This window comes from Candidatus Pelagibacter sp. (assembly GCF_052049995.1).
In the GTDB taxonomy this organism is placed as follows: domain Bacteria; phylum Pseudomonadota; class Alphaproteobacteria; order Pelagibacterales; family Pelagibacteraceae; genus Pelagibacter.
The window spans coordinates 217,631-239,391 of the sequence record NZ_JBNGYX010000001.1; the positions used below are offsets into that span (position 1 = coordinate 217,631).

Consider the following 21,761-nt stretch of genomic DNA (forward strand, 5'->3'; position numbering starts at 1 on the left):
TCTTGTTGTGAAAATAACTTCTATTAAAAGTCATGTACTTAAATATGAGTTAGAAAAAGAACTTGGATACTCACAACAATATTACAAACATCGTACAGCTCATCTAGTTGAAGTCCAAACAGATCAAGGTATAACGGGTTGGGGTGAGTGTTTTGGCCCTGGAAATATAGCCCTAGCAAACAAGTATATTGTTGAAAAGGTTATACAGCCTTTGGTGATTGGCGAAGACCCTTTAAACAAAGAGTATATCTGGCAAAAAGTTTACAATCTTTTAAGAGATAGTGGTCAAAAAGGGATGCCGATACAAGCTTTATCAGGAGTAGATATAGCTCTATGGGATATCTTAGGAAAAAAAACAAACTCTCCTCTTTACCAACTTGTTGGTGGAAAATGTAATGATGATGTTCCTGTATATGGATATGGGATGATGTTGCAAAAAAAATCAATTGATGAGTTAATTCCATTATTTCAAGAAGAAGCAAAACAGATTAAATCAAAAAATTTTAAAGCTATGAAAATGAAAGTTGGATTGGGTCCAAAAGAAGATTTAAAGTTAGTACAAGCAGTTAGAGACTCTATAGGTAAAGACTTTAAATTAATGGTTGATGCAAATCATGCTTACAATTTAAAAGATGCTCTTTATGTTGGAAAAGGACTTGATGAACTAAATATTTATTGGTTTGAGGAACCTGTTGCTCCTGAAGATTATAATGGATATCGAGAATTGAAAAAAAAGATATCTACTAGTGTCGCAGGTGGGGAAGCAGAATTTACAAAGTATGGTTGGAATAAATTAATTGTCAACGAATGTATCGATATAGCTCAACCAGAGGTATGTGGGTTAGGTGGCATCACAGAATATTTGAAGGTTTTGGCTATTGCTCAAGCTAACTTTGTTCCAGTTGTCAATCATGTTTGGGGATCTGCTGTAAGTATTGCGGTCAATCTTCATTTGTTGACCTCACAACCTGATATGCCAGGGGGATTATTTCCGACGAAATCGATGCTTGAGTTTGATACGACAGAAAAAAATATCTTTATAACAGATCTGCCAAAAGAGAGTTTTTCGATTTTAGATCAAGTTAAAGATAACAATGGATTTGCATCAGTGACAGACAATGCAGGTATTGGTATAAACCCAAATGAGGACTTTATTAAAGAGTTTGAGATAAATGAATAAAATTATAACTACAGAACCAAAACCAATTTGGAAATTAAGATGCACTTTAGGTGAAGGAACACTTTGGGTTAAAGAGCATAATTCAATTTATTTTGTAGATATAAAGAAAAAGAAAATTTGTTCTTTAAATATTAAAAATAAAAAAAAGAATATATTTAAAGTTAATAAAGAAGTAGGTTTCATTGCTCATATTAAAAATCATATTTTTATTTTAGGTCTTCAGGGAGAATTAAGAATTCAAAATTTAAAATCAAAAAAAGTTTTAAAATCAATACCTATAGAGCCAAAAATAAAGTTAAATAGAATAAATGATGGTAAAACAGATCCTGCTGGAAATCTTTGGTTTGGTACTATGGATAATCTAGAGAGAAATGTTGAAAAAGGATCTTTGTATAAGTTAGATAAAAATCTTAAATTAACTAAAGTTGACAAAAATTATAGAATTACAAATGGTCCAGCATTTATTGATGAATATAACCTTTATCACACTGATAGTCGGAAAAAAACTATTTATAAAATTAAGATTAATAAAAAAAACAAAATAATTAGTAAAAATATATTTAAAAAGTTTTCACCTGAAGAAGGAGTTCCAGATGGAATGACTTTAGATAAAAATAAAAATTTATGGGTAGCGCATTTTCGTGGGGCATGTATCTCAGTATTTAACAGTAAAGCAAAATTAATTCATAGAATTCATTTTCCAGCTAAAAACATTACTAACTGTGCATTTGGAGGAAAAAATAATCAAGAACTCTATGTTTCAACAGCAACAAAAGGAATGAACAAAGCAGATTTGCGAAAATTTAGATATTCTGGCTTCTTTTTTAGTGTAAAAACTAATTCGAAAGGAATTTTACAGAAAAAATTTATTTTAAGTAATGAAGAAAAGAGATCTTTACTATGAACGAATACCTACAAAGCTTTTAAGGGAGGATTTTAGATTATTAGGTACTTTTCTTGGCAAAGTTATAAAGGATCAAGAGGGCAAGAAATTTTTCAATATTGTTGAAAAGTTTAGGCTAATATCAAAAAATACTCTAACAAACAAAAATAAAAGAAAAGTTTTTTCGAGAATATCATCAGAAGTTAAAAAACTTTCACCATTAAACTCATTTAAATTAACAAGAGCATTTTCACACATTTTAAATTTATTAAATCTTGCGGAGTCACTTGATGCTTCAAGAAAACTTAATGAATATGAAAATCCATATTTTAAAGATAAAAATCAAAATTTATTTATTGAAGATTTAATTAATGGTCTTTTTAAAAATAAAAAAATTTCTAACAAAAAAATTTATGAACAGGCAACAAAACTTGACATCGGAATTGTTTTAACTGCACATCCAACAGAAGTAAAAAGAAGGACCTTAATTCAAAAATATGCAAATTTAATTGATATATTGGAAAAAAGGCATCTTTATAAAAAATACCCATCCAAGATTATTGAATTAGACAGACAGCTATATTCAGAAATTGCTATAATATGGAAAACAGACGAACTTAAAAGGACTAAACCTTCACCAATAGATGAGGCAAGATGGGGTTTAGCAGTAATAGAGGATAGTTTATGGGATACAATACCTAAAGTTTATAAGAGACTTAATGATATATTTAGAAAAAATTTAAAGAAAGATTTACCTAGAGACTTTAATCCAATTCAATTTGGATCCTGGATGGGTGGAGATAGAGATGGAAATCCAAATGTGACTGCTGAAGTCACCAAGAAAGTTTTGCTATTTTCTCGATGGCAGGCCGCAAAATTATACGACAAAGAACTTACAAAATTAATACAAGATTTATCAATGGAAGAATGTTCGGCGAAAATTAAAAAAGAAACTGGAAATAGTTTTGAACCATACAGAGTATTTCTAAGACCTATAAGAAATAAAGTAAGATTAACACATCAGCTAATCGAAAATCATTTAAATAATAATTCATATCTAGATGAAAAGAAATTGATACAAAATAAATATGAAATTACTCTTCCATTAAGAGAGGTTAGAAATTCTTTAAAATTAAACAGAGAGGACCATATTGCAAATGCAGATTTATTAGACTTAATGAGAAGAGTAAGATGTTTTGGCATCAATCTTGCTAGATTAGATATTAGACAAGAGGCAGATCGACATACCAAACTTCTAAATGAACTTTTTAGAAAAAAATATAATATTAAATATAATTCTTTAAGTGAAAAAGAAAAAATAAAATTATTAAATAAATTAATTAAAGAAAAAAACTATTTTGTCGATAGAATAAAAATAACTAACAAAGAAAACAAGGAAGTTTGGAACACATTTAAGCAGATATCAAAAACTCCTCATGAATGTTTAGGCGCCTATGTTATATCAATGACTTCAACTGCGTCAGATATTTTATCTGTATATTTTTTACAAATACAAGCAAAAATAAAGAATTTTTTAAGGGTTGTCCCACTTTTTGAAACTTTAGATGACCTAAAAAATGCAAATAGCGTTATGAAAAATTTATTTAAACTTTCTTGGTACAGAAAAATGACAAGCGCTAAGCAAGAAGTAATGATTGGATACTCAGACTCAAGTAAAGATGCAGGTAAATTATCAGCTAGTTGGTATCAATACAAACTTCAAGAGGAATTAAGAGGTCTAGCGAAAAAATATAGGTTTGATTTGGTTTTCTTCCATGGAAGAGGAGGGTCTCCTGGAAGAGGAGGTGGTCCTATTCAGGCAACATTAAAATCCCAACCAGCTGGAACTGTAAATGGAAAAATTAGAATTACTGATCAGGGGGAAGTAATTCAACAAAAATATGGATACAAACCTTTAGCTGAATACAATCTATGTAGCTACATCGGAGCGGTTATGGATGCTTCTTTAAATCCACCTCCAAGATCAAAGCCTAATTGGCGAGAGTTAATCCAGAACATGTCTGAAATTTCAACATCTGCTTATAGGAAATATTTAAATCAAAGCGAAGACTTTATTAGATACTTTAAAACAGTTACACCTCACAAATCTCTTGGAAAGTTAGCTATAGGGTCAAGACCAACAAAAAGGAAGAATGTTGATAATATTCAAGGTTTAAGAGCTATACCGTGGGTATTTGCTTGGACACAAATTAGATTAATGTTACCAGCTTGGTTAGGAACAACAGAGGCTTTGAGATATGGATCAATTAAAAAATTTAAAAAAACTATGATGGACATGGAAAAAAACTGGCCATATTTTGTTTCGACAATGGATATTTTAGACATGGTAATCTCAAAAGTTGATCCAGAAATTTCAGTGATTTATGAAAATAATTTGGCAGATGCTCCATTAAGGAGAATTGGTAAAAAATTAAGATTTCAATTTGAAGCACTGGTCAAATTGCATAATAAAATAACTCCAGGAGAAGTGATAAGAGAGAGGAAAAAATTTAGAAAGGCTTTGTTTATAAGGAGCAATTACACAGAAATGTTAAACATTTTACAGGCAAATATAATGAATAAATTAACAAAGAAAAAATACAAAAAATTAGATAAAAAATTTCTTGATGATGCTTTAATGACATCTATTGCAGGGATATCTGCTGCAATGAAAAATACTGGTTAAATGTTTGAATATTTAATTGCATTTGGAGCAGGACTTATAAGTTTTTTGTCTCCATGTGTATTACCTTTAATACCCGGATATATTTCTTATATATCTGGTCAATCATTACAAGAAATACTAAATAAAAAAGAAATAAACTTTTTTCCGTTAATTTTATTTTGTTTGGGGTTCTCAACAGTTTTTGTTCTTTTAGGAGCATCTGCATCATTTTTAGGTCAAACACTTTTACAAAATTCAGAAATATTAAGAATTGTAGCCGGAATAGTTATAATTATTTTTTCTCTTCAATTAATTGGAATAATCAATATTCCCTACTTAAATTTTGAGAAAAGATTCGACGCAAAAGAATCAAGAAATATTCTTTTTCCATATGTAATCGGAGTAGCTTTTGGTTTTGGTTGGACACCATGCATTGGTCCAATTTTAGGTTCAATTTTAGCTTTAGCATCTATTGAAGAAACTTTAACAAGAGCAGTCATATTATTAATTTTTTACTCATTAGGACTTGCAATTCCTTTTGTTTTATCAGGATATTTAATTCAAAGATTTTTATTATTTTCTAAGAACTTTAGGAAAAATATTAATTTAATATCAAAAATTGGCGGAATTATTCTTTTAGTAACAGGTATTTTAATCTTAACTAATCAATTACAGGCAATTGGATTTTATATAATTGAAATCTTTCCTTTTATGCAAAAATTCGGATAAAAGGTATTAATGAAGATTTACCAAATAGATTCAAGTGCTAGAAAAAAAGGATCAACTTCACGTGCACTTGCTAAAAAGCTTTTAGAAAAAATTAAAAAGCCTGGAGACGAGGTGATTTATCGTGATCTAGATGATGAAATGTTTTTTGTAAGCGGACTAACAGAGTCGGGTATGAAAATTGATGAAAAAGATCAGACAGAGCACCACAAAAAAATGTTCGAACTTTCTGATAAATTAGTAAAAGAGCTAAAAGAAAGTGATGTGATTATAATTTCAGCTCCTATTTATAATTATGGTCCTCCCGCAACACTTAAAGCTTGGTCAGATTTAGCAGCAAGAATAGGAGAAACATTTAGATTTAAACCTAATGGGAGAAGAGAAGGGTTATTAAAAAATAAACATGCCTATTTAGTAATAACCTCTGGAGGAACAAAATTAAATAGCTCTGAGGATTTCTTAACTCCTTGGTTAAAATTTATTCTTAATTTTTTTGGGATTGAAAAAGTAGATATAATTAGTGCAGATCAAATGGCATTAGATTATGAAAAATCAATAAGTGATGCAGAGGAACAAATAGAAAAATTATTTAAAGATTAAACTTTCTTTTTAGATGTCTAAGTTTCCCTTCGGTACTGTCAAAATCAATATAACAACCTTGTAAAAATCTTTCACCCTGTTTGGTTTCATAAGATGTTCTCCCATGAAGTAATCGATGATTATCCATCATTATTAAGTCTTTAGGTTCAAGTTTAAATTCAATTCTATATTTTTCAGAATTATACATTTCAGATAGTTTCTTTCTTGCTTGATAATAAAGATCTAATTTTTCTTTATCTAAAATCGGAACGTAGTCTAGTCTAGGACTAAATCTGACTTGTTTAAAACTTTTATCATCGTTAAGTTCAATCAAAGGGGAGATGTTTTCAAGAATTACCTCTTTATCTATAAATCTAAATCTAACTTTTACTTCTGTTAAAATTTCATAAAATTCTGAAAATTTATTTCTTAATTCTTCTGTAACAGTAAATCCATCTACTAAGGTTGATAATCCCCCTGATACTTTACTTTCAATACAATGTAACAGCTGAATACAAGGCACAGGATTTCTATAAGGATTATCAGTATGAGGAGCTAAGGCTAAAGATGTATAAGCAAGATCATTGGGATCTGGTTTAGATTTAACATCAAAATATTCTCCAAAATTTGTTCTTCGTACACTTCCTATAGAGTTTGCAAATTCTACAATAAAGTTTTTTGATGTCGGAATATTTTTAATAATAACAAATCCATATTTATAAAAAGAAACAAGCAAATCATGCATTTCTCTACTTTCATAAAAATCTTCTTGATACTGAAATTTTTTAATATTTTTAAGTCTCGAGTCCCATTTAGCTTTTTCTATTGATTTAATAACAATATCTTCTTTAGAAAACTCTAAAGCAATTTTATCAATTTCTAGTTTAAAACTAACACCATCATTAAAGTCAATTTCCAAATATTTTTCATTAATATTTGCTTTATTTATTGAAATATTATTACTTAAAGAAGTTGGATCAAAAAGTCTCTGTTGAGTTCCCTTATCTAAGTATTCTTCACCATTTACTCTTTCACGCAACCAAAATGGGTGAATTTCTTTTTTTTCGGAACCATTATTGTAAAAAACCTTATTTTGATTTAGCTCAATTTTCATAACTGCTACCTGAGGATTATTTAAAATTTAACTTTAATCAACATAAATTAAATAGTAAGAGTTCTGTGTGATTAATTTTGATAGAAAAAAATACCCTATATATGCTAGTTTTTTAAATCAATTAGCAAAGGATTTAACTCAGTTCTATCATTCAAAATTGAATAGAACCTTTAAAGTATCTAACAAACTTAAAGGCAAAGGTTATGATCCAGTAACTACTTCAGACAGAGCCTTTGAAAAATTTATACGCGCAAAGATTAAAAAAAAATTTCCTTCACACCAAGTTATTGGCGAAGAATATGGTTCAACAAGTTCTAAAAGTGATTATACTTGGGTAATTGACCCTATAGATGGAACAAGATCCTACGTTATAGGAAACCCAACTTGGAGTAACTTAATTTCATTAAATTTTAAAGGAACACCAATTCTGGGATTAGCAAACTTTCCAGTTCTTAAAAAATATTATTTAAATTATTCTGATAAACTTGCCTATGTTGTTGCTGAAGGAAAAAAGAAAAAATTATCAGTAAATAAAAAAGCTACATTTAAAAATATAAAGGTTTCTGCAGCATTTCATGGGTGGTTGTCATTAAACAAACAAAAAAAAATTCCAAAAATTTTAAAATTAATGCAATTTCCATGCAGTGATGCTTTAAGTTATTCTCACTTAGCAGAAGGAAGAGTAGACATAGTAATACAGTGCTCAAATAAAATTTGGGATATTCACCCACTTATACCAATTATTAAGGCAGCAGGTGGTATCATTAGTACTTGGGATAATAGAGATGCCGCTAACGCTGGAAATATCTTAGTTTCTTCAAATAAAAAAATTCATAATAATTTTCTAAAATTATTAAAACCAGTCTCTAAATGATACCAGAAAGAGCACAAGTTATTTTAGATTTTTGGTTTAAAGAAACCCCTTTTGAAATGCGTTTCAAAAAAGATGACATCTTTGATAAAAAAATCAGAGAAAATTTTCAAAAAGATTATGAGCTTGCATGTAATAATGAGTATGACGATTGGCAAGATAACCCAATGAGCTGTCTAGCTCTTGTAATTTTGTTTGATCAATTTTCCCGAAATTTATTTAGAGGCAATAAAAGAGCTTTTGATCAGGACCAAAAAACAAGATTAATTGTAAATGATGCAGTTTACTCCGGTTATTTAGAAACAATGAATGTTGATCAAAGATTTTTTATGCTATTACCTTTAATTCATAGTGAGGAAATTAGTGATCACGAAATGGCATATTATTTATTAAATAAATATTTAAGAGAGCATGAAGAATATAATAAAATTAAAAAGTTTTGGCAGGATCATACAAAAGCTATTAGATTATTTCATAGATATCCACATAGAAATGAAATTTTAGGTCGAGAATCTACTGAAGAAGAAAAAGAATTCTTAAAAGGTCCAAACTCTTCCTGGTAAAATGAATTTAGAGTTTATTTTCAAAATTATTGATAAAGATGAATGGCAAAAAGCCAAACAAACCGGAACCTATGGAGGATCAAAAAAAGATATTGAAGACGGTTACATACATTTCTCAGAGGAAGATCAAGTAGAGGAAACCCTAAGAAGACATTATCCAAAAAAAGATAATTTATTTTTATTAAAAGTGAATGCATTTAAACTTGAGCACTTACTATGGGAACAAGCTTCAAATGGAGATATGTATCCTCATTTATATTCGCCTTTAGACATTGCAAATGTTGAGGAAGAGTTTGAGTTGCCATTAAATGGTGATGGAAATCATATACTTCCAGAGATTTTAAAAAAATATCAGTTTAGCCGTCCAAGATAATTAACCATAATTACACCAACAATAATTAATATTATTCCTACAATTCCGTAAATATTTGGAACCTGATTAAGTTTTAATACTGCAAATAGAACAACCCCCGTTACAGTTAGCCCGCTATATGTTGCATAAGCAAAACCAACTGGAAGAGCATGCATTGCCTTTGCAATTGAAAACATTGTAATACACATAAATAGAATGCATAAAACAGAAGGAGTTAATTTTGTAAATCCTTCAGAAATTTTGGCTAAGCTATTGGATGCAATTCCAAAAGAAATACCTAAAGCTAAAAATAAATAACCCAACAAAGGTTTCATATTATTGATTTCCTAATAAATTTACCATTAATACCCCAACTATAATAAATGCTAGGCCTATCATAGAATATAAATTTGGAACTTGATTATATTTAATTACACCAACGATGACTGTCGCTATAATTGTAAGTCCCGCAAAAGAGGCGTAAGTAATTCCCATAGGAATATTTTTCATTACTAATGACAGTGCATACATACACAACACAATTGTAATTGCTGTAATTATGCTTGGAACAAGAAGTGTAAAACCCTCAGCACTTTTTGCAAAACTATTAGAAGTTACACCTAAAAATACCGCAATACCTAAAAATAAGTATGAACTAGCAAGACTCATACAATGACTTTAAATGAATTTTGAGAGAATATATAGAATTATTTAAGAGACCATTTAATAGCATCTTCCATTCTATCATCACCCCAGAACATTTCATTTTTCACTATAAAAGATGGACTACCAAAAATTTTATTTTCACGAGCTGAATTTGTGTTTTCGTTGTATTTTAACTCTATATTTTCTGATTTTGCTTCTGATATTATTTCATCTTTATTTAAATTTAATTCAGTACAAACCTCAGAAATGCTAGGTTCAATTGCAGGTTCTTTTCCTTCCTGAAACCATTTTTTATAAGTCAGCATTACAAATTTTTCTCCCCAGCCTTTTTCAAAACCTAAGATTGCTATTTGATTTGCTAAATCGAATTCAGATAGAGGGTAGGGAACTGGTGTCTTAGCAAAAAAACCATATCCTTCTGCTCGTCTTTCAATATCTCTCCACATGTAATTGACTTTATTAATTTTGTCTTTTGGAAATGGGATATTATTCATTTCCTTCATAATTGCTCTAACTGAAAAGGGTTTCCAATTAAATTTTACTTGATGTTGTTTTTCAACATCAAGTATTCTAGTTACAGAAAGATAGGTGTAAGTACTCCCTATCGAAAAATAAAAATCAATACCACTCACTTACTTTGGCATAGGTGTAGCACCAGTTTCTAAACTAACAATTTTTCCATTATCATATTTATAAACTGCCATTACAGCCTCTACATTTCCATCATCAAAAGTGACAAATGAATGATGAACACCAACCTCGTCATTTTCATAAACAACTCTTACTTTATCTTGATTTATATCGCCGCTCATTGCCCATTTGATAACGTCACTTTTGCCTAAAACATTTCCTGACTTATGCATTGTGAATTTAAAATCATCATGCAAAAGATCATTCATCACTGCTTCATCTTTATTTTTTATTGCAGCACTATATTTTTCTAATATAGACATATTATTCCTTTCTATTTATTCACCTGGTTTTTTATAACTTTTTGAAACATCAGCTGCCTTTTTAAATGCACTGTTGTAATCAAATACTTCATGAACCATTAGATCTGACATCATTCCACTATTTAAAACAGTTACTTTCATAGCAAGAACGCTTTCATAATCTCCTTCAACACAGAAAAGAACATCAAAACGTCCTCTTAACCATTCATAACTAATGGCTTTTACTCCCAAGCTATCACACATTGATTTCATTACCGCACCTCTATCTGCGTTAGGGTCAGCATGCATTTTTTTTAATAACTCAGGACTTGCCTTTCCAATCACATAAAATTTAGACATTATTCACCCCACATTCCATGAAATTCATATACTATTGCTGGTTTATCTCCAACAACCCATCCATCATGACCTGGTTGTATTGAATATGCATCACCAGCTTTATAAGTTAGTTCAGTTCCATCATTATGTTTTGCACAAACAGCACCCGAGATAATTATACCAAGATGTGTAGCTTGACAGCTTTCGCCACCAACTGTTGGCTTTATATCTTTTGACCATTGCCAACCTGGTTGCAAAGTAAGTTTCATCAATCTTTGATTTCCAACTTTTACCGCTTCGATTTTAGCATTATTAAAATTATCATTTACCTCATCTGCTTTATCAAAACTTTTTACTTCTATCCCAGCCATTTTTCCTCCTTGTTACCAATTATTTAGCTATATAGTCTAGCAGAGATTAGTCAGTATGTGTAGACTCAGTCTTCTATTATACTTTAGCTAATTCGTAAATTTCATAACCATTCATCACTTCATCAAATACAGGTTTTGAAACTGGATTTGATCCATCCAAAAATGAATGAAGTGCTGCCATGTCATGAACTGCAATTTTAAACATTATTGTTGATTTATCAGGTGAGACACTAGCTATTGTTTTTGAAACATCTGCAACTTTTTTTCTTTCAGCCATACCCTCATCTGATTGCATAAAGCCCATAAACTTTTCAAAGGCTCCTTCTTTTAGTTTTCCTACTACCAATATATCTTTCATTTTAACCTCCTATTTTATTATCCTGAAAAATTTTCCATAAAGTCTCCATCCATGGGAGTGATTTTTGCAGAATCTAAATCAACTCCAGCTGCAGCTCTTGCTGCGTGAAGTTCTTTATCATTTTTAAATGCCTCAAACCCCTCCATAGTTGCATATTTTACAATTACTGTAAATTTTGAAGCATCTTCTTTTGATACACCAGCAAAAATAATGGTTGCACCAAATCCTTTAATTTTTTCAGCATTAGCTTTAACCATATCCCTCCATGCTGAAAACGATTTTATATTTTCCTCTATTTTTATAATCATATTTTATCCTCCATAAATTGTTTTCGAAGTCTCTTCTACTTTTTCTTTACCATTTGGTATTAATTTGAAAATAAACGCATAGCAATTATCCATTAAAGTTTTTTGATAAGGTTTACCAAACATTTCATCAACAGTAGAATTTATACTTGAATTTATTTTATCCTCTAAAACACCCTCATTTGTAAGAAATTCTCTAGTAACCTTTGCTGCAGCCAAACTATTTTCTTTGTAAGCCAAATCTCCATTTGGAAGCTCACCTTGTTTAATAAATTGAGTAGATGTAAAAATTCCTGCACATTTTAAGGAATCGGATATTTCTTTATCACTCATATCTGCATGTGAAGTTGCTGTTAGCAAAATCAATAAAAACGTAAAAATTATTTTTTTCATTTTTTCTCTTTCTATTTTACCGGTGTCATAATTTTTTGACCTTCAACTCCTATTGCAACAACAATTGCTTTAACCGGTACATTTCCAATATTTTTTGATTCATGAACTACACCTACATCTTCTACAAATGCATCTCCAGCTTTATAGTTATAGCTTTTACCACCTTGGGTAAGTTCAATCTCTCCTTGTTGGATCATTATTAACACTGGAAAGGAGTGAGTATGAGCAACAACTGGACTTCCAACAGGTACAGTAAATTCAAAAGCTGTTATCATCGCTTTACCTGAGGGGTAAACTATTTCCTTACCCATACCAGTCTCACTGGTAGATATAATTCTCTTCACATGTCCATCTGCTAAAGAATAATTTGAAATCGTTAAAAACATCATAACAAACAAAATTTTTCTCATTATTACTCCTATAAATTATTTTAATTTATCCATCAGTGTTTCATAATTGTTTAGAAGTCTCTTGTGTTTATAGCGCGCGACAGTTATGCAATTTCTGAGGGTAAAAAATCTTGATTATGCTGTTTTATTTAACTTAAATATTTGATAATAAATAATTATGATCGAAAAATTTAATGGAATTGTTTATCTTATAATCTTTATTGTTCATTTCCTTGTTTATGCTGTTTATGCTTTTAGAGCTATAGTTGGAACAAAAAGTTTTATGGATCAATATAACATCGATCACTCGGCAGCTGTGATTACAAGATTTTTTGGAGCTCCTTTTGTTGGGTCTTTCTTAATGGCTCTTTATATCATGTTTGTAAGAGATGGTGGAGTAAATGGAACTTGGGCATTCTTTAATTTAGTATTTGTTCAAAATTTAATGTACTTAATATTTGGTATTTATACCATTTATATAAATAAACTTGGACACACTGAAAAAACTAACAGTGAAGGTGTGATAGCTGCTGGAGTACTTACAATTTTAAGTGCTATTCTTACTTACGGATTAGCTGATAAAATTTATATTTAAAACCAATTAGGTATCGGCAAACCTTTTTCTTCTAAAAATTTTTTATTAAACATTTTAGTTGCGTATTTGTCACTTCTATCACAAAGAATAGTTACAATAGTTTTTCCTGGCCCTAATTCTTTTCCCATTCTAATAGCTCCCGCAATATTGATACCACAACTAGTTCCTAGGCTAAGACCCTCATTTTGAATTAAGTCATAAAGTATAGGCAATGCCTCATGATCATCTATTGAATAGGCGTCATCTATTTTGGCCTCACCAAAGTTAGCTGTTACTCTACTTGAGCCAATTCCTTCAGTAATTGAACCACCCTCCGATTTAAGTTCACCATTTTTAATATAATTATAAAGAGCAGAACCTTTTGGATCTGATAAATAGATTTTTATATCTTTGTTCTTTTCTTTAAGAGCATTGCTAACACCTGAAATTGTGCCTCCAGTACCTGAAGAACAAACAAAACCATCAACTTTACCATCAGTTTGTTCCCAGATTTCTTGACCTGTTCCCTCATAATGTCCTCTAGCATTTGCAGTATTATCAAACTGGTTAGCCCAAATAACCCCGTTATTATTTGTAGGTCTTAGTTCATCTGCAAGTCTCGCTGCTACTTTTACAAAGTTGTTATCATCTTTATAAGGCTTAGGTGGAACTAATCTTAATTCAGCTCCAAGGTTTCTAAGTAAATCTTTTTTTTCTTGTGTTTGATTGTCATTCATTACAATTATTGTTTTGTAACCAAGAGAATTTCCTAAAAGACCCAAACCTATTCCTGTATTACCAGCTGTTCCCTCAACAACAGTCCCGCCTTTAGAAATTAATTTTTTTTCTTGAGCGTCTTTTATTAATGCAAGTGCAGCTCTATCTTTTACAGATCCTCCGGGATTTAAAAATTCTGCTTTTCCATAAATGTTACACCCAGTAATTTCAGAGGCTGCTCTGAGTTTAATTAATGGAGTATTTCCTATTCCAGAAATAAAATCGTTTTGGGTATTATTCATTATCTGATTTTTTATCACTATCAGACGTAATTCCATAAGGTTTAAATTCACTATCTGCTATTCCAACACTTCTTGCAGGAATTCCAACCATTACAGCATTTTCTGAAACATCTTTTGTAATAACTGCATTTGCTCCAATTCTAGCACCTTTGCCAACGACCACAGGACCTAATACTTGTGCACCTGAGCCAATAACCACATCTTCTTTTATAGTAGGATGTCTTTTCATATTTCGTTGGTCATTTGAATTAATACTTGGAGCAATTCCACCTAACGTAACCATGTGATAAATAGTTACATTATCTCCAATGTCTGAAGTTTCACCAATCACAACACCCATTCCATGATCTATAAATAAATTTTTTCCAATTTTTGCATTAGGATGAATTTCTATTCCAGTTAAGAATCTAGAAAATTGAGAAATGATTCTTGCTATCAAATGAAATTTTGCAGTACTAAAAAAATTTGCAATTCGATGAAAAAAAACTGCTTTAACACCAGGGTAAGTTAATATTAAACTTAACTTAGACCTTGCAGCAGGATCTCTATCAATTATGGATTGTAAAAAATCACTCATATTTCTTTAGTTTAGTTGCTGTTGATTAAAAAATAATATGCCTTATATAGTACTTAATTGCTTAATTTAAAGAGGTTTAAATGTATAAAAACACCAATTGTTTTCATCTAGCCATCCCGTGTGGAGACTTAGAGATCGCAAAAAAGTTTTACAGTGAAACTTTGGGATGTAGATTAGACAACTCAGCACAAGAGTGGGCAGATGTAGATTTTTGGGGCAATGAATTAACCTTACATAAAAGTGAACATAAATTAGATAATGAGAGACACGATGTAGACATGGGTAATGTTTCAGTTCCTCATTTTGGTGTTCATTTATCAAGAAAAGACTTTGATGCTCTAAAACAAAGATTAAAGGATAGTGGAACCAAGTATTACGACGAACCTTATTTGAGATTTAAAGGAACAAAATATGAGCAAGAAACTTTCTTTGTTAAAGACCCAAACGAAAATATACTAGAAATTAAAACTTTAACAGCAAATCCAGAGTAGTCCAAAACCTTAATGGAATACCTAGTATTAGGCTTCTTCACAGGGATTAGCTTAATTTTAGCTATAGGTGCCCAGAATATTTTTGTTATAGAACAAGGTTTAAAAAACCAACATGTATTTATTGTTTGTTTAATATGCTCTTTATCAGATCTGATATTAATTTTTTTAGGTATTTTCCTTTTCCATTATTTTAATCAGTATTTTAATTCTTTAATTGAACTAATTCTAAATTTATTTTTAGTTTTATTTTTACTTCACTTTATTTATAAAAAAATAAAATCTCATTATTTAGATTTTTACTTTAGTACTAAGCCAAATAATATTTCAAAGTTAAACATCATATTAAAAACTTTAGGATTTACCTATTTAAATCCACACGTTTATTCTGATACAGTTTTTTTTCTTGGAAATTTTTCAAAAAATTATTTACTAAATCAAAAAATTTTATTTGGAGTAGGTGCGTCTATAGCATCATTTTTATTTTTTTTTTTATTAGGGTATTTATCTAATTATTTATCAAAGTATGCTAAAAGTAAAAAAATTTGGAAAGTAATTAATATATTTATTATAGGTTTTATGACTGTCTTAATTTTTTTTATTATTAAGGAAATGTTGTGAGTAATATTTATGTAGAGGACGTAGGTAAAGGGTTTCCATTTGTTTTTGTTCATGGTTATTTAGGCTCATCTGAAATGTGGAACTTTCAAAAAAAATTTTTTTCAAAACATTATCGTGTAATAATTCCAGCTCTTCCAGGGTTTGGTGAAAGTCATAATGTTAAATCTTTAGACTCTATAAATAAAATGGCCAGACAAATAATAAATTTATTAGATCAAAAAAATATTGATAAATTTAATCTAATTGGACATTCAATGGGAGGAATGATTGTTCAAGAAATTACAAAACTAATTGGTGGTAGAGTTAATAAATTAATTTGTTTTGCTACCGGATCAATTGGAGAAATTCCCGGTAGATTTGAAACAATTGATGAAACAAGAGAAAAATTAAAAAAGGATGGAATTGAGGTTTCATTTTCTAGAGTCCCAAAAAAATGGTTTGTTAAAGGAGTTAAAGATAAAAATTATTATTTATGTAAAAATGCAGTCAAAAATGTTTCTTTAGAGACTGCTGATAATGCTTTACTGGCAATGAAAAATTGGAGAGGAATAGATAATTTAAAAAATATAAAGAATAAAACTTTGATTATATGGGGTGATAAAGATACCTCTTATAACTTTGATCAAGTTGATACATTAAATAAAAACATAAAAAATAGTCGTTTAGAAATTTTTAAAGATTGTGCTCATAATGTTCATTTAGAACAGCCTGATCAATTTAATAATTTAGTAAAAGAATTTATTTCAAAATAATATTTTTACTAAGTCTATAAACTTTTTTATAAGCACCAATAAATTTTCTTGAAGAGTGAAATTTTCCAGGAAAAATTATACATTTTATTTTAGCTCGCTTAGCTGAATTTAGGCTTTCTTGCGTGTCTTCAATGGCCAAACAATCGTTAGCTTTAATCTTAAGTTTTTTTAGTGCTAGCAAATATATTGCAGGATTTGGTTTAAATTTTTTTACTAATTTTGAATTACCTATAAAACTAAAATCTTTTTTATGTATTGAATTCCTTAATGAATATAAGATTGCATTTATATTGTTTGTAGATGTTGATGAGACAAAAGCTAATTTTATTTTTTCTTTCTTACAGAATAAAATTAAATTTTTAACACCTGGTCTTAATTTAAGCTGGTTTTTTTTAAGATAATTATTGAATATTTTAGTTTTTAAATTTCTTAAATATGTAGAGTTTACAATTTCTTTATTCTTCTTTGCGTATCTAGATATTCTATCTTTTCCCCCAGATTTATTTAGTAAACTTACATACTCTCGCTTAGTCCAATTCCAATCAAGCCCATATTGTTTAAATGCTTTGTTAAATGACTTTCTTTGAATCTCTGAAGTTTCGACAATTGATCCAATAGAACCAAAAAGTAAAGCTTTGTAATACTTCAACCTTTTACAGCTCCAGCAGTTAAACCACTAATAACCTGTCTTTGAAAAAACATCACCAACATAAATAGAGGGGCTGTTGCTGAAACTACTGCAGAAACTGCCCACATTAAATTACCTTCATGCTGATTTGTTCCTAAATAACTTTGAATTTTTGGAACCATTGTATGATTTTCTTGGTTTAAAAGTAATGCGGTTACCGTAAAATCATTGTAAGCAAGCATTAAACTAAATAATCCTGCAGTAATTACTCCTGGCCACATCACTGGCATGATAATATGTCTAAAAGCTTGAAAGTATGAACATCCATCTATTAAAGCACTTTCATCAAGCTCTTTAGGGACTGTTTTAAAAAATGAATATAGTAACCATAAAGTAAATGGTTGATTAATTGCAACTAGCACAATAATAGTTGTAGGGAGAATTCCCCATATTTGTAATTGAAAAAATGGAAATAAATATCCAGATACTAAAGTGATGTGAGGCATTGCTCTAAATATTAATGCAGCAATTAATATCCAAAATGCATATCTTTCAGTTGATCTTGAAAGAGCGTAAGCACCTAGTGTACCTAAAAACAAAGAAATACTTACGACAAATACAGTCACAATTATTGTATTCTTTGAAGCTTTCCAAAATTCTCCTTCAGTCCAAGCTTGGGTATATGCATCTGTTGTAAATTTTCCACCAGTTTCAATTAAAGTGTTAAAAGCAGAAATTGCATACCACCAATCTGATCTTGAAAAAAAATCAGCTCTAACTTTAAATGATCCCCAAAAAGTCCAAATGAAAGGAAAGCAAGCAATTAAAAGCCAAACGATAATAAAGATTGTATTAAAAGTTTTTAAACTTGTTGATTTTTTATCTAAACCATAATCCATAATTATCTCGCTGTCTTAAATTCTTTCCATGTTCTTATTAAAACTGGCGCTAATAAAATTGCTATACCAACAATCGTCATCATAGAGGTCGCTGCAGCAGATCCAAATAATATTACTTCCTCATTAACTAAATTATCATAGATTAACCATGATAATGATTGCGCACTTCCCTCAGCACTGAAACCAATTATTGGCTCAAAAACTCTAAAGTTATCCATTAACGAAATCAAAGCCACAAATGTAACTACAGGATAAATATGTGGTAACACTATATGTTTAATTCTTTGAAACCTTGAAGCACCATCAATAATTGCTGCTTCCACTGGTTCTTGAGGAACTGTTTGAAGAGCTGCATAAAATACTACAAATGCAAAAGGTGAATGATGCCAAATTCCATATATAATAATAGTGATCCAGGTTAATGTTTTAGAGGATTTAAGTGATAAATACGGATCATTCATTAAATTTTGAATATTAGCTCCAATAATCCCTTGAGAATCTATCATCCAAAATAATACAAGTGACCCTACTAAAGGTGTGACAATCATAGGCAATATCGTACCAAAAATTAATGGACCCCTAATTTTTCTTGCAACAGCATTTAAACTTAAAGCAATAATAAATCCTAATAAAAGAACATTCGGTGTAACAAATAGACAATAGGTTAGGGTAAATATTAATGCTTTGTAAAATGGAAGATTGGTTACTTGATCAACGAAAGCACCAAAGTTCTCAGTTTCATTCCAAAATTTTTTAATTTCATCAATAGCAAGATGATTTCTATCTACATAGGTTCCAAACCCATTAAATTTACCAAGCGGCTTTGCTTCTCTTAATTTTGTAGTTTCTTCGTTATCTACAACTATTGAAACAGTACAACCAAAAGGGTCACACTTTTTAACTTCTTTAACTACTTGATCGTGTTGCGCATAAAAAGATTGAATACCTGTCGAAATAATCGGCAGCCCAATAAACAGGATCATTGCTAGACCTGTTGGTAAAAAAAACCAAAAAAATGTTTTATTAGGCATTTAAATTTTGATTAAGTGGGGAATAAATCCCCACTTAGAAGTTTTTAGATTTTATAGAAAGCCTTGTTCTTTAGCTTTACTAATGTAAGCAGCCTCAACATCTTTTAATGCTTGTTCAGCTGACTCTTTACCTTGTAAAAACTCAACAATCTCACTTCCTAATGCACCATGCATTAAACCCATTTGCGGTAACATTGGATATGGTTTTGCTCCCATTTTTACAGCTTCAATTACACCAATAGATTTTGGTCCTGGTACAAATCCTTCAACTAACCAAACAGCTTGGTCAGCAGCGTCAGCTACCATTTTCTTATTTGATGCTGCATGCGCTAAAGCTCTAAATGTTGCTTCTGCGTCTGCATCTGATCTGTTTTTAGCAAGCGTAAAACCATCCCACCATAATGTAGCTGCTGGAATATTTCCACCACCCACCGTGGCTGGTCCAGTTAGTTTTGTTGCTTTAGTAATATTTGGATCTCCTTCATCATCTAAAAGAGTACCTGATCTTGAAGCCCACAATGTCATTAATGCAACATTACCTGACTCCCATTCAACTTTAATAGCTTCACTATCGTGAGTTAAGTAATCAGGATTACTTAGTTCAGATAATTTTTTAAGCATGTTTAAAGTAGCAACACCCTTTGCATTATTAATGTTAGGTTGTGCGCCACCAGCTTTAAAGAATTCACCACCATGACCAATAAACATGTTTACAAACTCTTCTGCTAAATTCCAACCTGCTTTATAAGCTGCAGCATAAGGATATTGCATTTTACCTGAGGCTCTGATTTTTTCAGATGCAGCAACTACTTCCTCGTATGTTTTTGGAACAGCTATACCAAGATCTTTTAAAACATCTTCTCTGTAGTATAAGTGTTGTGTATTAGCCATAAATGCTACAGCCATTACTTTTCCATCAATAGTAATTAATTGTGAGTCCTGAATTCCTTTACCATATTTTTTAACAAGATCGTCTAATGGTCTAATTAAATCTTGGTTCATTAAAGGAACAATTGAACTATTAGCAGCGATCCTAGCTGAAAACTCAGAGGGATTCGCAGTTAATGCTGGCACTGCAATTTTATTGTGCTCTGATGAGTGAGTCACTTTAAAATCAGCACTTCCTTTACATTGTTTAGAAGTTTCAACGAAAGTTCTTAATGCAGGAAAATCATTAGCCAAAATATTTATTGAACCACTTTTAATGTTACAATCTGCAAAAGCAGAAGTTCCAAATAGTAGAAACAATAAAGTAACTAGTATTTTTCTCATATTTTTCTCTCTATATTTGTTAGTTAAATTATAATTTAAGTACAAAAACTATATCTATTCCTCAAAAAGAATAAAAGAGATAATTAAATCACTTTTGACGCAAGCTCTGAGCCCCTCACAAGTGATTCAAGTTTTTTGTAAACTATATTTTCGTCTACATTTCCAAAACCAGCAAAGGTACTAAATCCACAATCAGTGCCAGCTAGTAATTGTTCTGCATCAATGACTTTAGAAAAGGTTAAAATTCTATTTTTTACAACTTCGGGATGTTCTATAAAATTTGTAGTAGAATCTATTACACCTGGAGCAATTATTTTATCACTTGGAATTTTTAAATTTTCAAAAATTTGCCACTCATGAGAGTGTCTTGGATTAGATGACTCAATTAGATAGGTTTGTACATTTGCCTTTAATGCTATCGGCATTATTTTTTCTAGGGCAATATCATGTAAATGTGGTCCTTCATAGTTACCCCAACAAATGTGAAGTCTTATTTTTGAACTATCAATATTATTAATTGCACTATTAAGACATTCAATTTGTTTTTCAGCTCTTAACAAAAATTCGTTTTCGGAAAAATCTTTAAATGTCATGTGTCTAGCTAATGCTAAATCAGGGCAGTCCAATTGTAATTTTATTCCATTTGAAGTAATTTCTTCATATTCTTCTTTCATTACATTTGATAAATTTTCTAAATACTCATCATCATTTTTATAAAATTTATTTGGTAAGAATGCAGATATAACACCTGGCGAAGCAGCATTCATAAATCCATTTTTATGATTATTTTTATTTAATGCTTCTCTAAAATTTTTAATATCTTTTGAAAGAGAAGTTTTATCTTTTATTTTTAATTCATTTGTACAACAGGGTCTTGTATAGGTTGGTGTTCCACCTGTTCTTGCTATTCTTTCTTTAAAAGATGGAAAATCATCTAAATCTTTTGGCGCTTTTCTATCACTTTCACCAGAAAAACCATCAATTCTATCCTTAACATAGGTAGCATAACTTATTTTAGACATTTCACCATCGCTGATAAAATCTATACCTACATCGATTTGTTTTTTAACAACCTCATTTACATCTCTGTTAACTATTTGATCAAATACATCTAAATTAATTTTTTGCTTTTGATCTTTCTTAAATAAAAGATCTGATAACTCATTTGATCTTGGTAGACTTCCAACATGTGTTGTTTTAATTTTGACCATAAA

General features: G+C 30.1%; 30 protein-coding genes. 12 read left to right on the forward strand and 18 right to left on the reverse strand.

The window, feature by feature from the left end:
• Positions 1-7 precede the first annotated feature (7 nt).
• The 5 genes from ACTT9Y_RS01150 to ACTT9Y_RS01170 are packed head-to-tail and all read left to right on the forward strand — an operon-like array spanning position 8 to position 6,054.
• Positions 8-1,180: a mandelate racemase/muconate lactonizing enzyme family protein gene (locus ACTT9Y_RS01150; RefSeq protein WP_440932647.1), complete on the forward strand. Its 1,173-nt coding sequence runs from the start codon at positions 8-10 to the stop codon at positions 1,178-1,180.
• Complete coding sequence (locus ACTT9Y_RS01155; protein ID WP_440932648.1) at positions 1,173-2,084, forward strand: SMP-30/gluconolactonase/LRE family protein; 912 nt, start codon at positions 1,173-1,175, stop codon at positions 2,082-2,084. The genes ACTT9Y_RS01150 and ACTT9Y_RS01155 overlap by 8 nt, the downstream gene beginning before the upstream one ends.
• A complete protein-coding gene (ppc, locus tag ACTT9Y_RS01160; RefSeq protein ID WP_440932649.1) occupies positions 2,059-4,749 on the forward strand; it encodes a phosphoenolpyruvate carboxylase in 2,691 nt (896 codons plus the stop codon). The genes ACTT9Y_RS01155 and ppc overlap by 26 nt, the downstream gene beginning before the upstream one ends.
• On the forward strand, positions 4,750-5,457 hold the full coding sequence (locus tag ACTT9Y_RS01165; protein ID WP_440932650.1) for a cytochrome c biogenesis CcdA family protein: 708 nt from the start codon (positions 4,750-4,752) through the stop codon (positions 5,455-5,457).
• Positions 5,458-5,466: 9 nt separating this feature from the next.
• Positions 5,467-6,054 (forward strand): FMN-dependent NADH-azoreductase, encoded by a 588-nt coding sequence (locus tag ACTT9Y_RS01170; RefSeq protein WP_440932651.1) that lies wholly within the window; start codon positions 5,467-5,469, stop codon positions 6,052-6,054.
• Here ACTT9Y_RS01170 and ACTT9Y_RS01175 read toward each other — a convergent pair.
• Entirely contained in the window at positions 6,044-7,147 is a 1,104-nt protein-coding gene (locus ACTT9Y_RS01175) for a TauD/TfdA family dioxygenase (RefSeq protein ID WP_440932652.1), read from the reverse strand. The two genes, ACTT9Y_RS01170 and ACTT9Y_RS01175, sit on opposite strands and share 11 nt — an antisense overlap.
• A gap of 67 nt (positions 7,148-7,214) precedes the next feature.
• Here ACTT9Y_RS01175 and ACTT9Y_RS01180 point away from each other — a divergent pair, with 67 nt between their 5' ends.
• Genes ACTT9Y_RS01180 through ACTT9Y_RS01190 form a run of 3 tightly spaced genes read left to right on the forward strand, consistent with a single transcriptional unit; the run spans position 7,215 to position 8,954 of the window.
• Entirely contained in the window at positions 7,215-8,021 is an 807-nt protein-coding gene (locus ACTT9Y_RS01180; protein ID WP_440932653.1) for an inositol monophosphatase family protein, read from the forward strand.
• A complete protein-coding gene (locus ACTT9Y_RS01185) occupies positions 8,018-8,581 on the forward strand; it encodes a DUF924 family protein (protein ID WP_075484742.1) in 564 nt (187 codons plus the stop codon). The genes ACTT9Y_RS01180 and ACTT9Y_RS01185 overlap by 4 nt, the downstream gene beginning before the upstream one ends.
• A gap of 1 nt (position 8,582) precedes the next feature.
• Positions 8,583-8,954, forward strand: coding sequence for a DUF952 domain-containing protein (locus ACTT9Y_RS01190; RefSeq protein WP_440932654.1), 372 nt, complete (start codon positions 8,583-8,585; stop codon positions 8,952-8,954).
• On the opposite strand, the gene ACTT9Y_RS01195 is transcribed toward ACTT9Y_RS01190, so the two are convergent.
• The 10 genes from ACTT9Y_RS01195 to ACTT9Y_RS01240 form a co-directional block, all read right to left on the reverse strand.
• The gene (locus ACTT9Y_RS01195) at positions 8,933-9,268 is read right to left on the reverse strand and encodes an SMR family transporter (RefSeq protein ID WP_075484748.1); all 336 of its coding nucleotides are present in this window, start codon (positions 9,266-9,268) and stop codon (positions 8,933-8,935) included. The two genes, ACTT9Y_RS01190 and ACTT9Y_RS01195, sit on opposite strands and share 22 nt — an antisense overlap.
• Position 9,269: 1 nt before the next feature.
• A complete protein-coding gene (locus ACTT9Y_RS01200) occupies positions 9,270-9,602 on the reverse strand; it encodes a DMT family transporter (RefSeq protein ID WP_075484752.1) in 333 nt (110 codons plus the stop codon).
• 38 nt (positions 9,603-9,640) lie between these two features.
• Complete coding sequence (locus tag ACTT9Y_RS01205) at positions 9,641-10,231, reverse strand: 2-hydroxychromene-2-carboxylate isomerase (protein WP_440932655.1); 591 nt, start codon at positions 10,229-10,231, stop codon at positions 9,641-9,643.
• Positions 10,232-10,552 (reverse strand): nuclear transport factor 2 family protein, encoded by a 321-nt coding sequence (locus tag ACTT9Y_RS01210; RefSeq protein ID WP_440907701.1) that lies wholly within the window; start codon positions 10,550-10,552, stop codon positions 10,232-10,234.
• Positions 10,553-10,567: 15 nt separating this feature from the next.
• Positions 10,568-10,891, reverse strand: a complete 324-nt coding sequence (locus tag ACTT9Y_RS01215) for a hypothetical protein (protein WP_440927926.1) — start codon at positions 10,889-10,891, stop codon at positions 10,568-10,570.
• A complete protein-coding gene (locus ACTT9Y_RS01220; protein ID WP_440932656.1) occupies positions 10,891-11,241 on the reverse strand; it encodes a cupin domain-containing protein in 351 nt (116 codons plus the stop codon). Before ACTT9Y_RS01220 ends, ACTT9Y_RS01215 begins: the two co-directional genes overlap by 1 nt.
• Positions 11,242-11,317: 76 nt before the next feature.
• Positions 11,318-11,599 carry a hypothetical protein gene (locus ACTT9Y_RS01225; protein ID WP_440925101.1) on the reverse strand — a complete coding sequence of 94 codons (282 nt, stop codon included), beginning with the start codon at positions 11,597-11,599 and terminating at the stop codon, positions 11,318-11,320.
• A gap of 17 nt (positions 11,600-11,616) precedes the next feature.
• Complete coding sequence (locus ACTT9Y_RS01230) at positions 11,617-11,907, reverse strand: hypothetical protein (protein WP_440925102.1); 291 nt, start codon at positions 11,905-11,907, stop codon at positions 11,617-11,619.
• Positions 11,908-11,910: 3 nt separating this feature from the next.
• Entirely contained in the window at positions 11,911-12,297 is a 387-nt protein-coding gene (locus ACTT9Y_RS01235) for a hypothetical protein (RefSeq protein ID WP_440932657.1), read from the reverse strand.
• Between the two features lie 11 nt (positions 12,298-12,308).
• A complete protein-coding gene (locus tag ACTT9Y_RS01240; RefSeq protein ID WP_440932658.1) occupies positions 12,309-12,707 on the reverse strand; it encodes a cupin domain-containing protein in 399 nt (132 codons plus the stop codon).
• A gap of 157 nt (positions 12,708-12,864) precedes the next feature.
• Here ACTT9Y_RS01240 and ACTT9Y_RS01245 point away from each other — a divergent pair, with 157 nt between their 5' ends.
• Positions 12,865-13,281: a hypothetical protein gene (locus ACTT9Y_RS01245; protein ID WP_271560130.1), complete on the forward strand. Its 417-nt coding sequence runs from the start codon at positions 12,865-12,867 to the stop codon at positions 13,279-13,281.
• Here ACTT9Y_RS01245 and ACTT9Y_RS01250 read toward each other — a convergent pair.
• Positions 13,278-14,279, reverse strand: coding sequence for a cysteine synthase A (locus ACTT9Y_RS01250; protein ID WP_440932659.1), 1,002 nt, complete (start codon positions 14,277-14,279; stop codon positions 13,278-13,280). The two genes, ACTT9Y_RS01245 and ACTT9Y_RS01250, sit on opposite strands and share 4 nt — an antisense overlap.
• A complete protein-coding gene (epsC, locus tag ACTT9Y_RS01255) occupies positions 14,272-14,856 on the reverse strand; it encodes a serine O-acetyltransferase EpsC (protein WP_440907704.1) in 585 nt (194 codons plus the stop codon). Before epsC ends, ACTT9Y_RS01250 begins: the two co-directional genes overlap by 8 nt.
• 80 nt (positions 14,857-14,936) lie before the next feature.
• On the opposite strand from epsC, the gene ACTT9Y_RS01260 reads away from it, so the two are divergent.
• The 3 genes from ACTT9Y_RS01260 to ACTT9Y_RS01270 are packed head-to-tail and all read left to right on the forward strand — an operon-like array spanning position 14,937 to position 16,717.
• Entirely contained in the window at positions 14,937-15,347 is a 411-nt protein-coding gene (locus ACTT9Y_RS01260; RefSeq protein WP_271560141.1) for a VOC family protein, read from the forward strand.
• A 12-nt stretch (positions 15,348-15,359) separates the two neighbouring features.
• The gene (locus tag ACTT9Y_RS01265; RefSeq protein WP_440932660.1) at positions 15,360-15,965 is read left to right on the forward strand and encodes a LysE/ArgO family amino acid transporter; all 606 of its coding nucleotides are present in this window, start codon (positions 15,360-15,362) and stop codon (positions 15,963-15,965) included.
• Entirely contained in the window at positions 15,962-16,717 is a 756-nt protein-coding gene (locus tag ACTT9Y_RS01270; RefSeq protein WP_440932661.1) for an alpha/beta fold hydrolase, read from the forward strand. Before ACTT9Y_RS01265 ends, ACTT9Y_RS01270 begins: the two co-directional genes overlap by 4 nt.
• Here the strand turns inward: ACTT9Y_RS01270 and ACTT9Y_RS01275 are convergent.
• The 5 genes from ACTT9Y_RS01275 to ACTT9Y_RS01295 all read right to left on the reverse strand — a co-directional run bounded on the left by ACTT9Y_RS01275 (position 16,704) and on the right by ACTT9Y_RS01295 (position 21,758).
• The gene (locus ACTT9Y_RS01275; RefSeq protein WP_440932662.1) at positions 16,704-17,366 is read right to left on the reverse strand and encodes an HAD-IA family hydrolase; all 663 of its coding nucleotides are present in this window, start codon (positions 17,364-17,366) and stop codon (positions 16,704-16,706) included. The two genes, ACTT9Y_RS01270 and ACTT9Y_RS01275, sit on opposite strands and share 14 nt — an antisense overlap.
• A complete protein-coding gene (locus ACTT9Y_RS01280) occupies positions 17,363-18,244 on the reverse strand; it encodes a carbohydrate ABC transporter permease (RefSeq protein ID WP_075484542.1) in 882 nt (293 codons plus the stop codon). Before ACTT9Y_RS01280 ends, ACTT9Y_RS01275 begins: the two co-directional genes overlap by 4 nt.
• A gap of 2 nt (positions 18,245-18,246) precedes the next feature.
• Positions 18,247-19,275: a carbohydrate ABC transporter permease gene (locus ACTT9Y_RS01285; RefSeq protein ID WP_440932663.1), complete on the reverse strand. Its 1,029-nt coding sequence runs from the start codon at positions 19,273-19,275 to the stop codon at positions 18,247-18,249.
• A 51-nt stretch (positions 19,276-19,326) separates the two neighbouring features.
• A complete protein-coding gene (locus tag ACTT9Y_RS01290) occupies positions 19,327-20,547 on the reverse strand; it encodes an ABC transporter substrate-binding protein (protein ID WP_440907711.1) in 1,221 nt (406 codons plus the stop codon).
• An 83-nt stretch (positions 20,548-20,630) separates the two neighbouring features.
• The gene (locus ACTT9Y_RS01295) at positions 20,631-21,758 is read right to left on the reverse strand and encodes a cobalamin-independent methionine synthase II family protein (RefSeq protein ID WP_440932664.1); all 1,128 of its coding nucleotides are present in this window, start codon (positions 21,756-21,758) and stop codon (positions 20,631-20,633) included.
• Positions 21,759-21,761: the final 3 nt, after the last annotated feature.

Coding starts and splice junctions, on each gene's coding strand:
- ACTT9Y_RS01155 (WP_440932648.1), top strand. CDS start 1,173: ATGAATAAAATTATAACTACAGAACCAAAACCAATTTGGAAATTAAGA.
- ppc (WP_440932649.1), top strand. CDS start 2,059: ATGAAGAAAAGAGATCTTTACTATGAACGAATACCTACAAAGCTTTTA.
- ACTT9Y_RS01165 (WP_440932650.1), top strand. CDS start 4,750: ATGTTTGAATATTTAATTGCATTTGGAGCAGGACTTATAAGTTTTTTG.
- ACTT9Y_RS01170 (WP_440932651.1), top strand. CDS start 5,467: ATGAAGATTTACCAAATAGATTCAAGTGCTAGAAAAAAAGGATCAACT.
- ACTT9Y_RS01175 (WP_440932652.1), bottom strand. CDS start 7,147: ATGAAAATTGAGCTAAATCAAAATAAGGTTTTTTACAATAATGGTTCC.
- ACTT9Y_RS01185 (WP_075484742.1), top strand. CDS start 8,018: ATGATACCAGAAAGAGCACAAGTTATTTTAGATTTTTGGTTTAAAGAA.
- ACTT9Y_RS01190 (WP_440932654.1), top strand. CDS start 8,583: ATGAATTTAGAGTTTATTTTCAAAATTATTGATAAAGATGAATGGCAA.
- ACTT9Y_RS01195 (WP_075484748.1), bottom strand. CDS start 9,268: ATGAAACCTTTGTTGGGTTATTTATTTTTAGCTTTAGGTATTTCTTTT.
- ACTT9Y_RS01200 (WP_075484752.1), bottom strand. CDS start 9,602: ATGAGTCTTGCTAGTTCATACTTATTTTTAGGTATTGCGGTATTTTTA.
- ACTT9Y_RS01210 (WP_440907701.1), bottom strand. CDS start 10,552: ATGTCTATATTAGAAAAATATAGTGCTGCAATAAAAAATAAAGATGAA.
- ACTT9Y_RS01215 (WP_440927926.1), bottom strand. CDS start 10,891: ATGTCTAAATTTTATGTGATTGGAAAGGCAAGTCCTGAGTTATTAAAA.
- ACTT9Y_RS01220 (WP_440932656.1), bottom strand. CDS start 11,241: ATGGCTGGGATAGAAGTAAAAAGTTTTGATAAAGCAGATGAGGTAAAT.
- ACTT9Y_RS01225 (WP_440925101.1), bottom strand. CDS start 11,599: ATGAAAGATATATTGGTAGTAGGAAAACTAAAAGAAGGAGCCTTTGAA.
- ACTT9Y_RS01230 (WP_440925102.1), bottom strand. CDS start 11,907: ATGATTATAAAAATAGAGGAAAATATAAAATCGTTTTCAGCATGGAGG.
- ACTT9Y_RS01235 (WP_440932657.1), bottom strand. CDS start 12,297: ATGAAAAAAATAATTTTTACGTTTTTATTGATTTTGCTAACAGCAACT.
- ACTT9Y_RS01240 (WP_440932658.1), bottom strand. CDS start 12,707: ATGAGAAAAATTTTGTTTGTTATGATGTTTTTAACGATTTCAAATTAT.
- ACTT9Y_RS01245 (WP_271560130.1), top strand. CDS start 12,865: ATGATCGAAAAATTTAATGGAATTGTTTATCTTATAATCTTTATTGTT.
- ACTT9Y_RS01250 (WP_440932659.1), bottom strand. CDS start 14,279: ATGAATAATACCCAAAACGATTTTATTTCTGGAATAGGAAATACTCCA.
- epsC (WP_440907704.1), bottom strand. CDS start 14,856: ATGAGTGATTTTTTACAATCCATAATTGATAGAGATCCTGCTGCAAGG.
- ACTT9Y_RS01260 (WP_271560141.1), top strand. CDS start 14,937: ATGTATAAAAACACCAATTGTTTTCATCTAGCCATCCCGTGTGGAGAC.
- ACTT9Y_RS01265 (WP_440932660.1), top strand. CDS start 15,360: ATGGAATACCTAGTATTAGGCTTCTTCACAGGGATTAGCTTAATTTTA.
- ACTT9Y_RS01280 (WP_075484542.1), bottom strand. CDS start 18,244: ATGGATTATGGTTTAGATAAAAAATCAACAAGTTTAAAAACTTTTAAT.
- ACTT9Y_RS01285 (WP_440932663.1), bottom strand. CDS start 19,275: ATGCCTAATAAAACATTTTTTTGGTTTTTTTTACCAACAGGTCTAGCA.
- ACTT9Y_RS01290 (WP_440907711.1), bottom strand. CDS start 20,547: ATGAGAAAAATACTAGTTACTTTATTGTTTCTACTATTTGGAACTTCT.
- ACTT9Y_RS01295 (WP_440932664.1), bottom strand. CDS start 21,758: ATGGTCAAAATTAAAACAACACATGTTGGAAGTCTACCAAGATCAAAT.